The following is a 10940-nucleotide window of genomic DNA, read 5'->3' on the forward strand; positions in this document are numbered from 1 at the left end:
ACCCGGTTGCGCGGCGCCTGGTACTGCTCGTAGAGCGCGTCGAAATTCACCGTGGCCCAGGTCCGGGCCCGGCTGGAGGTGTTGATGATGGCCTGGACAAAGTCGCGGCGCTCGCCTTCGAAACGCGCCAGCAAGGCCTCGGGTTCCAGCAGGAACTTGAAGCGGTACTCAGCGAAGTAGGCATAGCGTGGGGCGATCAGACCCCGCAGTTCCAACTGCACCAACAGGGTCTTGAGCGGCAACTGGCGAATGTTGCTCTGGTCCGCCAGGGGCCCTAGCAGGAACTCCCACTGTCCTTCCGGCACCGACGCCTGCAATTCATCCAGCACGCAGCGGATGCCGCTCAGCTCCGGCGTGTCGCCGTAAACGAAATTCTCCAGCACGTTGAGGCTGTCGCGGTTGGCCAGCACCAGGCAGTCCGAAGGCTGGCCGTCGCGCCCGGCGCGGCCGATTTCCTGGCTGTAGTTCTCGATGGACTTGGGCAGATCGAAGTGCACCACGTTACGGATGTCGCTCTTGTCGATGCCCATGCCGAAGGCGATGGTGGCGACGATGCAGTTGCTGCGCCCCTCCATGAACCGGCGCTGGATCGACTCGCGCTGCTCGTGGGGCAGACCGGCGTGGTAGGCCTCGGCGGCGATGCCCTGGCGGCTCAAGTGCTCGGCGATCTGCTCGGCGGTCTTTTGCAGGGTCACGTAGACAATGCTCGGCTGCCCGGCCCGTTCACCCATCCACTGCACCAAGCGCCGGCGCTTGTCCGCGCCGCGCACCGGTTCCACCAGCAGGTTGAGGTTGGGCCGGTAGAAGCCGGTGGTCACCACATCGGCGGCGTCGATGGTGAACTTGGCCTGCATGTCGGCGATTACCTTGGGCGTCGCCGTGGCCGTGAGCAGCAGGGCCTGGGGAATGTTGAACTGGCGCTGGTAGTCCGGCAGCTTCAGGTAGTCGGGACGGAAGTTGTGGCCCCATTCGGAGATGCAGTGAGCCTCATCCACCACCAGCAGGGAGATGGGCACCTGCTGCAAAAAATTGCGGAAGCGCTCGTTCTTCAGGCGCTCCACCGAGATCATCAGGATCTTCAGTTCACCGGAGCGGGCCCGGGCCATGACGTCATTGGCTGCATCGCGGCTCTGGGCCGAATCGATGCTGGCGGCGGCGATGCCGTGACGCTGGAGAAAGGCCAACTGATCCTGCATCAGCGCCAGCAGCGGCGAGACCACCAGGGTCAGGTGCGGCAGCAGCAAGGCCGGCAATTGGTAGCACAGGGACTTGCCCGAGCCGGTGGGAAAGATCGCCGCCGCCGAGCGCCCTGCCAGCACCGCACTGACAGCAGCCTCCTGACCCGGACGAAACTGTGGATAACCGAAGACCTGTTCGAGGGTGCTGTGCATAAGGGTCACTCCTTTGACCGCTGACCTGTCCTTGCAGACTAGCGGCACAGGTCGGCGGTTCGAGAAAAGGTCGCAGGAAAACAGATACCGGATGATACCGGGCCGACGCAGGGAGCCAGGGTCTAGCGCAAGGTTCGGCAGTCCAGCCAGCGCACGCCATTGCGCTGATTGGCTTCAAACAGTGTCGGCACCGCCTGGATCGCCTTGGCGTGGGTGTCATGGAACAGGATGATGCCGCGCCGCCAGAGCAGCATCAGGGTCTGCACCCGCTGGGCTGAGGCTGCGGCGCTGACCTTTTTGCTCCAGTCCTGGGAGTCGATGTTCCACAGCATCAGTTGCAGCCCCTGGGCCTTGAAGAAATCGGCGCTGTCACTGCGGCGTTGCCCATAGGGTGGACGAAACAGCGGTTGGTATGCATCCGCCAGGGTGCGGTCGGCCAGGTTTGCGCTGTGGATCACAGACGTTTGCCACTCGCTCCACGAGGAGTGGGATTTGTGTTCCCAACCATGTACGCCCACACATTGGCCATCGTACAACTGGCGCATCTGCCCTGCCGAAGATTGGCTCAGACGCGCCTGAAACGAGTCCCCCAGCACAAAGAACAGACTATGCAGATCCTTGGATCGCAGTACCTCGATCAGTTGATCGGTATGCCCGCCGCGCAGGCTCGGCCCGTCATCGAAAGTCAGCAGAAACTCCCGATCCGCCAACTCGTCCCCCAGGCGCTCCGTCGGCCCCATGCGCTGGATCTCGCTGCTGACAACGCTGAACAGCGCCGCCAAGCGCAGTTGCTCGTTCAGGTACTGCTGATGAAACCGGGTGCTGGCCTCGGCCCACGCCCCGTAGGTGGGTTTACTCTCTCCGGTAAAACTGGCCACCAGTTGCCGCAGCTCTCCGAGATTGCGCACAGGCAGACAGAACGGTGTTCCTTCGCAGTCCTGGCTGGCCAGACGGTAGTTGTTCAGCAGCAACTCCCAGAAGCGCTGGCGCACCTGATTCACCGACTTCAGATCCAGTTGCCTGACTCCGAGCCGCTGCTTCAGGGCCTGTTCGCCCAGGGCTTCGCTGGCCAGCAGCGCCTTGCCGAACATCAGAATCTCGCCCCGTGAAGCGGTGTCGAAATCCGCGGTGCTGGTCAGGGCATTCGGCCAGCCACTGCGGTCGATGGTGGCGAACACCTGCGGCCCGGCCGCCTGGGCCACGCCGCCGGACAGGCACAGCGCCAGCAACCAGGGGAAAACACGAAATCGCATATCAACCTCCATAAATGCACAACGCGCCACTGTCGGCGCGTTGTGGAGATAACTTCTGCCTGTGTGATCAGCGGTTTTGCAGCCGCTCTATGGCCTTGTCGTACACCGGGTTGGCCTTCTGCTCCCGGGCTTTTTGGTAGTGCTCAAGCGCCGTGGCCAACTGCCCGGCGTCTTCATAGATGCGCGCCATGTCGTAGTAGGCACTGGCGCGAATGGTCGATGCGGCCGGGCCGCTGGCCAGGGCGATGGCCTTGCGGTCCGCGGCTATGGCGTCGTCGGGGCGGCTGTTCTTGCGATTGGCCAGGGCCAGGTTGCTGTAGGCCTGGGCAAAGCCCGGCTCGAGCTCGATGGCTTCGCTGTAGAAGATCCGCGCCCCGCCGAAATCGCCCTTGCGGTAAGACTCCTCGCCCTTGAGGTTGAGGCTCTTGGCATCCACCGGCCCGAAGTCCGCGCCCACCACTTCATCGATGGACTTGGCATTTTCCAGCAGCGGGTCGAGCGCGCTCATGACCGATTCCGGCTCCTCGCTGCCTAGCAGCAGCCGATCGATATCCTGCAGGCGGCCATCGGCGGTCAGGCGAAACACCACCCACAGATTGCCCTTGCGGTTCTGCGGCACGCGGTAGCTGCGGATCAGCGCAGCGCCTTTATAGACAAAGACCCGCGCCTGGCTGCGGCCCAGGCGCAACGCTTCGTAACTGGTGCTGTTGGTGAAGTCGTGCACGGCAAAAACGTAGGCGTCGCCCGGCACACGTTGGTCGATGGTGATGGTTTCCGGCCGGCTGCTGTCGCTGCTGTCTGCCTCCAGACGGGCTCCCGGCCCTTTACCAGTGGCGAAGTACAACAGCTTGTGGGGATAACTCAGATGGGCATCGAGGTCTTCACCCGGCGCGCTCCAGCTCAGCACTATTCGCAGGCTTTCCGGGTTGTCCAGCAGGGGACTCAGGGCGTAATTCAAGCCCTGACACGGGCACTTGACCCGCAGGTCGGCGTAGCCGGCTTTACGGATCAGCAGCTCACTGGCCGGCGAATCGGCCACCTGGGCCGTCAGGGTTACCCGGCCCTGGGCATCGGTGCTTCCTGAAACCTGAGTCGCGCCCTGTTGCACCTGCACCTGGGCATCGGCCAGCGGCGCGCCCTTGGCCAGCGCGTCCTGCACTTGGATCGACAACGCCTGAGCCTGTACCGAGCTCGCCAGCATCCCTAGCCACACCAGCGCCGCGAGGCGAAAAAAAGCCATAACAAAATCCCTGTAGATAAGGGTGATCGGGCCTCTGCCCCGACCCACCAGCCAGCGGCGAACCATACACAGTTTTGCCCGGTAATGCTCGGTCCGACCTGGGAAATACCGGGCAAAAAAACAGTGCCGAGCTCTCGAAATGTCCCGCTGGCGCAACCACTTGGTGACTTGCAACTCAGCCGGAGAATCGCCGTACACTCCACCTTCTCAAACGCCGCAAGTGAACTCCGATCATGCACCTGGCCCCCGGCTTTCCCGACGACGCCACCATGCGCCAACTGATGCAGTTGCTGCATGAAGAAATCGGCCTGCCCGAGCGCAAGACCCTGCGCCTGAGCACCGCCATCAACCTCGACCTGGGCTGCGACGGCGCCGATACCCGGCATTTGCTGCAAGCCCTGGAAGAGCAGTTCGGTATCGACTTTGTCGATTTCGACAGCCATCGCTACTTCCAGCCAGAAGGCTTCGACCCGTTTCAGAAACGCCGGGCCAAGGGCCGGGGCGACAAGGTGCCGCTGACCATCGGCATGCTGTACCAGGCGATCAGGCAACAGCGCTGGGACACCCAGGTGCTGGAAGCGCTCTAACCCCGGCAGGGTCAAATCCGCCCTCGAAAAACATCCGCAGCAGCGGCCTGACTCGCTCAGTAACGAACTGGCGCACCCAAAATTAAATGCTAATATTTTGGCAGTTTTAGTTAAAAAACCCAGGAATAATGGCATATGGCTAAGAAAACCGCCCCACTCCTGCCGGCCACAAGCAAGCTGCTCGATGCCTTTGGCGAACGCCTGAAACTGGCTCGACTGCGGCGCAAGCTGACCGCCAAGCAAGTGGCCGAACGCGCGGGCATGTCACTGACCACACTGCGCTCCCTGGAATCGGGCGGGTCCGGCGTGACCATGGGTGCCTACCTGTCGGTGATGCAGGTGCTGGGGCTGGAAAAGGACCTGGAGCAACTGGCAGCCCGCGATGAGCTGGGCCGTCAGTTGCAAGATGCCCGGCTCTTGCCGGGAGACAGCAACGCGCCAGGCAAAGCGCGCCGGGCTCCCAGCCTGCGTTCGACCAAGGCGCCTGCTGCCGGCCTGACCCTGCATGAAGCCGCGGCCGAGCCGATCCCCCCAGCGCCGCCTTCGGCGGACTTTCCGATCAATACCCAGTCGCTGAGCAGCCTCCTGAAGCCCGCGAAAAAGCGCACACCCAGGATCGATGAGCCATGACCCTGATCGCCGTCTATGCCGATTGGGAGTCTTTGGGCGGGCCAAGGCGCCTGGGCTGGCTGCATGTCGGGACAGTCCGCGCTGCCAGCGTCTTCGAGTTCGAATATGACCCCGCCGCACTGCTCGATCCCGAGCTGACCAGCATTGCCCTGGACCCGCGCATCGGGCGATTCGCCGGCCGGCAATTCAGCGGCCAGCAGCAAAACCGCTTTGGCGTGTTTGCCGACTCAAGCCCCGATCGCTGGGGCCATCTACTGATGCAACGCCGGCTGGAACGGGACATTCGCGAAGGCCTGGCGCCCGCCGGCACCCGCCTGCAGGACGCCGACCTGCTGCTGGGGGTGCATGATCTGTATCGCGTCGGCGCCCTGCGCTACCGCCTCGATGACCAAGGCCCGTTCCTGGATGCTCGCGACGGCCTCGCGGCGCCGCCCTTCGTCGAACTGCGGGCCCTGGAACAGGCCAGCCGCGCCCTGGAAAACGATCCGCACAACAGCGCCGCCGACGGCGGCCAATGGTTGCGCATGCTGATCGCCCCGGGGGGATCACTGGGCGGCGCCCGCCCCAAAGCCAGCGTCGCCGACGACAAGGGCCACCTGTGGATCGCCAAGTTTCCCAGCGTCCGCGACGAACATGACGTCGGCGCCTGGGAGATGCTCCTCAACGCCCTGGCCAGCCATTGCGGCTTGCGGGTTCCCGGGGCCATGGCGCAACGCTTCGCCAGCGACCAGCACTGTTTCATGGTCAAGCGCTTCGACCGCACCGAAGCGGGCGGCCGGCTGCACTTTGCCTCGGCCATGACCCTCACCGATCGCAGCGACGGCGACGACGCCTCCACCGGCGCCAGCTACCTGGAACTGGCCGAAGTGCTGATCGCCCACGGTGCGCAAACCCGCGCCGATCTGCGTGAACTGTGGTCGCGCATGGTCTTCAACCTGCTGGTGTCCAACAACGACGACCACCTGCACAACCATGGCTTCATGCTCGAACCCGGGCGCGGTTGGCGCCTGTCACCGGCCTACGACATGAATCCCTGCGCCCACGCCAGCGGGCTGAAACTCAACATCAGCGAAGCCGACAATGCGCTGGACCTTGAACTGGCACGGGAAGTAGCGGCATATTTCCGCCTCGGTCGTGCAGAGGCAGAAGGCATCATCGAACACTGCCAGAGCGTGGTTCGCCAATGGCCCACCCTGGCCCAGGCCCTGGGGCTGTCACGGCGTGAACAAGAACGCATGGCCCCGGCGTTTCGACTCGCACAGCAGTAAACAGCACGGCCGTTGGGCTCCGCCAACCCGTCAATCGACAAGGACAGTCAGTGGACGTATTGATGGGCTTGCTCGCCGCCCTGCTGTGGGGCGGCACCGATTTTCTCGTGGGGCTCAATGTTCGCGCCGTGGGCGTGAAACGTGCAGTGTTCTTCAGCCAGAGTCTGGGGTTCACCCTGATGAGCCTGCTGCTGGCGATCTTTCCCGCCATCCTCTACAAGGCCATGGCCGCGCCCGCGCAAGTCTGGCTGATGGGCGTGGTCGCCGCAGCCTTTACCGTCTCCGGGGCCCTGGCCCTGGGCAAGGCCTTCGCCCTGGGCAAAGCGTCCATCGTCGCCCCATTGGTGACCTCCTACGGCGTGGTCACCACCCTGCTGTCCTGGGCCAGCGGCGAACAGATCAGCCTGCTGCAGCTCATGTGCATCCTCGTGTGCGTGATCGGCGTCATCCTCTCCAGCCTGCACTCGGACCCCAAACTACCCCACAGCACCGCCGCCGGCCGCTCGATCTTCTTCGCCCTGCTCTCGGCCGTTCTGTACGGCACCAGCTTCTGGCTGCAGGGTCGCTACACCCTGCCGCAACTGGGGCCGATCAGCATGCTCTGGCTGGGTTACGCGGTGGGCAGCGGCGTAATGCTGCTGATGGTGCTGAAAGTCGCGGACGGGCTGAAGATTCCGCCGCTGAAAAACTGTGGCCTGCTGGCCTCCACCAGCCTGATGAACCTGGGCGCCTTCTTCGCCTTTTCCTGGGGCGCCATGAGCGGCTCGGTGTCGGTGGTGACGGTGATCAGCACCCTGTCCGGCGGCATCGCCGCGGTGCTGGGCTATGTGTTCTTCAAGGAACGGCTGACGGTGGTACAGGTGACGGGGGTGGTGCTGGTGTTGCTCGGGGCGCTGGTGTTGCACCTGAAGACGTGAGCCTTTCTGTAGCCCACAAAAAAGCCGCCCCTAAGGGCGGCTTTTGCATGGCAGGTCGAAGCTTACAGCTTCGGACCGGCTGCCTTGATCGCGTCGCTCACGTCGAACTTCTTGAAGTTCTCGATGAACAGGCCGGCCAGGGCCTTGGCGGCTTCGTCGTAGGCGGCTTGGTCAGCCCAGGTGTTGCGTGGGTTGAGCAGGCCGGTTTCGACGCCCGGTACGGCTTTGGGCACGTCCAGGTTGATGATGTCCAGGTGCTCGGTCTCGGCACCGATCAGCGCGCCGCTCTGGATCGCTGCAATCACGCCACGGGTGGTGGGGATGTTGAAGCGTTTGCCCACGCCGTAGCCGCCGCCGGTCCAGCCGGTGTTGACCAGGTAGACCTTGGAGCCGAAGCCGCGGATGCGCTTGATCAGCAACTCTGCGTATTCGCCCGCCGGACGCGGGAAGAACGGGGCGCCGAAGCAGGTGGAGAAGGTCGACTTGATGCCCGAGCCCGAGCCCATCTCAGTCGAGCCCACCAGAGCGGTGTAGCCGGACAGGAAGTGGTAGGCGGCTTGTTCTTCGCTGAGGATCGAGACGGGCGGCAGTACGCCGGTCAGGTCGCAGGTCAGGAAGATCACGGCGTTAGGCTCGCCACCGAGGTTCTTCGGTGCGCGTTTTTCGATCAGCTCGCGCGGGTAAGCGGCGCGGCTGTTCTGAGTCAGGCTGTCGTCGGCGTAGTCGGCCTTTTTGTTGGCATCCAGGACGACGTTTTCCAGAACGGCACCGTGCTGGATGGCTTTCCAGATCACCGGCTCGTTCTTCTCCGACAGGTCGATGCACTTGGCATAGCAACCGCCTTCGATGTTGAACACCACGCCCACGCCCCAGCCGTGTTCGTCGTCACCGATCAGGTAACGGCTTTCGTCGGCGGACAGGGTGGTTTTGCCGGTGCCCGACAAACCGAAGAACAGGGTCACGTCGCCTTCTTCGCCCATGTTGGCGGCGCAGTGCATCGGCAGTACGTCGGCAGCTGGCAGCAGGAAGTTCTGCACGGAGAACAGGGCTTTCTTCATTTCACCGGCGTAGCGCATGCCGGCGATCAGCACTTTCTTGGCCGCGAAGTTGATGATCACGGTGCCGTCGGAGTTGGTGCCGTCGCGCTCAGGCTCGCAGACGAAGTTCGGCGCGTTGAGGATCTGCCATTCATCTTTGCCACCGGCGTTGTATTGCTCGGGGTTGATGAACAGGCAACGGCCGAACAGGTTGTGCCAGGCAGTCTCGGTGGTCATTTTCACTGGCAGGTAGTGCGCCGGATCGGAACCTACATGCACGTGGGAAACAAAACGCTCGCGCTCGCCCAGGTAGGCTTCAACGCGGTCCCACAGGGCGTCGAACTTGGCCGCCGGGAACTTGCGGTTGATCGGGCCCCAGGCGATAGCGTCCTGGGTGCTGGGCTCTTCAACGATGAAACGGTCCACTGGCGAACGGCCGGTACGATGACCGGTGCGAACCACCAGAGCGCCGGTATCGGCCAGTTCGCCCTCACCGCGGTTCAGGGCTTCTTTGACCAGATCATCCACACTCAGATCGGTGTACACGGCGTTATTGGCTTGCGTCATGAGGTTCCCCGTCGGCCATTGGCCGAGTGCTCCAAACGTTTTGTAGTAGAAACTCGCGCACTACTACCGCGAAAAAAGTGCGCCGGATTATGCCAGAAAAGCCCAAAAATAGTAGGGTCCTCCCGTCAGTACGGCGTAATTCCGGCGTTTGCCAGGTGATTTACCTGCGCTGAACCGTTTTAGTGACGAGTATCTGACGGTGTGTCGACGCCCGCTCCAGCAAACAATTGCGCGATATCGGCGGCATCGAACAGATAACGCTCGTTGCAGAACTGGCAATCGATCTCGATGCTGCCGCCATGTTCCACCACCAGCTCCTGAGCATCTTCGAGCCCCAGGCTGACCAGTGCATTGCCCGAGCGCTCACGGGAGCAGCTGCAGCGGAAACGCAGCGGTTGCACGTCGAACAGGCGCACGGCCTCTTCGTGGTACAGGCGGTGCAGCACGGTTTCGTTGTCCAGGCTCAGCAGTTCATCGGCGGTCAGGGTGCTGGCCAGGGCGGTGAGGTGCTGCCAGCTGGCGTCGCGCTCTTCCTGATCACGCAGGCGGTCGGCGGGCAGTTGTTGCAGGAGCAGGCCACGGGCACTGCGGCCGTCGGCGTAGAGCCAGAAACGGGTGCCGGTCTGTTGCGACATGACGAAGTAGTTGGTGAAGCATTCCGCCAGGCTGGCGCCGTCCAGGTCGACAATGCCCTGGTAGCGCTGGCCATTGGTCGGGTCCACGGTAAGGGCCAGGACGCCGTTGGGCATCAGGTCGGCGAGGGTCGCGTCGGGGGCGATCTGCGTCGCGTCGTAACGGGCCAGGCCACGGATCTCGCGCTCACTGGAGCACTCGATCATCAGCAGCGGCACCGGGCCTTCGGAACGGGCCTGGAGAATCAGCAAGCCATCGAATTTCAGGGTGCCGACCAGCAACGATGCCGCCGCCATCAGCTCGCCGAGCAACTGTGCAACCGGCTCGGGATAGGGGTGTTTGGCGAGGACTTCCGCGTAACTGCGCTCCAGCGCCACCAGCTCGCCGCGGGTGTCGTTCTCATCAAAGATGAAGCGTTGAGTGAAGTCGGTATCCGGCAAATCAGTCATAGGTCTGGGTATCTGAATGATGACAAAAAGGTTACAAGCACCGAAAATTACGATTTTGCACCATGAAGGTGCAGTTTTTGCGGTGATTGGAGATATTTTATGAACAATCCGGGTTTGTTCCAAGCAAGGTGGAACCTCGGCAAGCTGGTTCTGTGCAATTTACTCCCTTTGGCCCTGCTGGGATTCTGGCTGTGGCCGACCGGGCAGATGTACTGCCTGATGTTCGACGAATGGCTGTTCCGTCACCTCAACACTCCCCTGGCAACAAACTCCACCTGGCTGCACATCTGGGCTGTGGCCAGCCTGCGCCCCTTCGATATCGTGGTGGGCCTGATCATGCTCGGCCTGCTGATTCGCGGTGACTGGGTGTTCAAGGCGGTGGACGTACGCCGGGCGTTTTTCGGCTTCCTGTCGATCCTGATTCTCATGGTGGTGATTCGCGCGCTGTTTTCCAAGTTGGTGGCGCTGATGAACTGGCAACACAACAGCCCGTCCATGGTGCTCGAAGGCGCCGTGCACATGAGCGACTACTTCCCGGGTTGGGAAAAAACCTGGGAACTCAAGGACCGCTCCAGCCAGAGCTTCCCCGGCGACCACGCTTCGGTGCTGCTGATCTGGGGCCTGTTCATGGGGATCTTCAGCCGCAGCGTCGGCCAGTTCCTGATCGTCTGGGGCCTGACCCTGCTGTTCATGATGCCGCGCCTGGTGGCGGGCGCACATTGGGGCCAGGACGACTACATCGGCGGCGTGCTGCTGGCGGTGCTGGCCCTGGGCTGGGGCTACTACACGCCGTATGCGGCGCGGATGTCGAACTTCCTGCTGCGCCTGACACACCCGCTGTTCAAGCTGATGACCCGGATACCGGTGCTCTCGCGCATGAGCGTGGTCCGCGCCAGCAGCCTGCTGCGCTGATCAGACCGGCAGGCGCCGGCTTGCCGGCGAATGGGCCCTCGAGGACGCCTTCGCCG

General features: G+C 63.0%; 10 protein-coding genes. 5 read left to right on the forward strand and 5 right to left on the reverse strand.

What is annotated here, in order from left to right:
* The 3 genes from BLX41_RS06320 to BLX41_RS06330 all read right to left on the reverse strand — a co-directional run.
* Positions 1-1391: RecQ family ATP-dependent DNA helicase (locus tag BLX41_RS06320; RefSeq protein WP_148059696.1), on the reverse strand; the 1391-nt coding region annotated here is incomplete at its 3' end.
* A gap of 122 nt (positions 1392-1513) precedes the next feature.
* Positions 1514-2644 carry a polysaccharide deacetylase family protein gene (locus tag BLX41_RS06325; RefSeq protein WP_123724202.1) on the reverse strand — a complete coding sequence of 377 codons (1131 nt, stop codon included), beginning with the start codon at positions 2642-2644 and terminating at the stop codon, positions 1514-1516.
* Between the two features lie 67 nt (positions 2645-2711).
* A complete protein-coding gene (locus BLX41_RS06330) occupies positions 2712-3884 on the reverse strand; it encodes a YfaP family protein (RefSeq protein ID WP_123724203.1) in 1173 nt (390 codons plus the stop codon).
* Positions 3885-4117: 233 nt separating this feature from the next.
* On the opposite strand from BLX41_RS06330, the gene BLX41_RS06335 reads away from it, so the two are divergent.
* The 4 genes from BLX41_RS06335 (at position 4118) to BLX41_RS06350 (ending at position 7286) form a co-directional block, all read left to right on the forward strand.
* Positions 4118-4471: a DUF1493 family protein gene (locus BLX41_RS06335; protein ID WP_123724204.1), complete on the forward strand. Its 354-nt coding sequence runs from the start codon at positions 4118-4120 to the stop codon at positions 4469-4471.
* Between the two features lie 135 nt (positions 4472-4606).
* Positions 4607-5101, forward strand: coding sequence for a helix-turn-helix domain-containing protein (locus BLX41_RS06340; RefSeq protein WP_123724205.1), 495 nt, complete (start codon positions 4607-4609; stop codon positions 5099-5101).
* The gene (locus BLX41_RS06345) at positions 5098-6369 is read left to right on the forward strand and encodes a type II toxin-antitoxin system HipA family toxin (RefSeq protein ID WP_123724206.1); all 1272 of its coding nucleotides are present in this window, start codon (positions 5098-5100) and stop codon (positions 6367-6369) included. The genes BLX41_RS06340 and BLX41_RS06345 overlap by 4 nt, the downstream gene beginning before the upstream one ends.
* 62 nt (positions 6370-6431) lie before the next feature.
* Positions 6432-7286, forward strand: a complete 855-nt coding sequence (locus BLX41_RS06350) for a DMT family transporter (RefSeq protein ID WP_185073420.1) — start codon at positions 6432-6434, stop codon at positions 7284-7286.
* A 62-nt stretch (positions 7287-7348) separates the two neighbouring features.
* Here BLX41_RS06350 and BLX41_RS06355 read toward each other — a convergent pair whose 3' ends face one another.
* Positions 7349-8890, reverse strand: a complete 1542-nt coding sequence (locus tag BLX41_RS06355) for a phosphoenolpyruvate carboxykinase (protein ID WP_123724208.1) — start codon at positions 8888-8890, stop codon at positions 7349-7351.
* A 179-nt stretch (positions 8891-9069) separates the two neighbouring features.
* Positions 9070-9972: an Hsp33 family molecular chaperone HslO gene (gene hslO / locus BLX41_RS06360; protein ID WP_123724209.1), complete on the reverse strand. Its 903-nt coding sequence runs from the start codon at positions 9970-9972 to the stop codon at positions 9070-9072.
* Positions 9973-10071: 99 nt separating this feature from the next.
* On the opposite strand from hslO, the gene BLX41_RS06365 reads away from it, so the two are divergent.
* Positions 10072-10884, forward strand: a complete 813-nt coding sequence (locus tag BLX41_RS06365) for a phosphatase PAP2 family protein (RefSeq protein WP_123724210.1) — start codon at positions 10072-10074, stop codon at positions 10882-10884.
* Positions 10885-10940 lie beyond the last annotated feature (56 nt).

It is taken from the genome of Pseudomonas protegens (genome assembly GCF_003732485.1).
In the GTDB taxonomy this organism is placed as follows: domain Bacteria; phylum Pseudomonadota; class Gammaproteobacteria; order Pseudomonadales; family Pseudomonadaceae; genus Aquipseudomonas; species Aquipseudomonas protegens_B.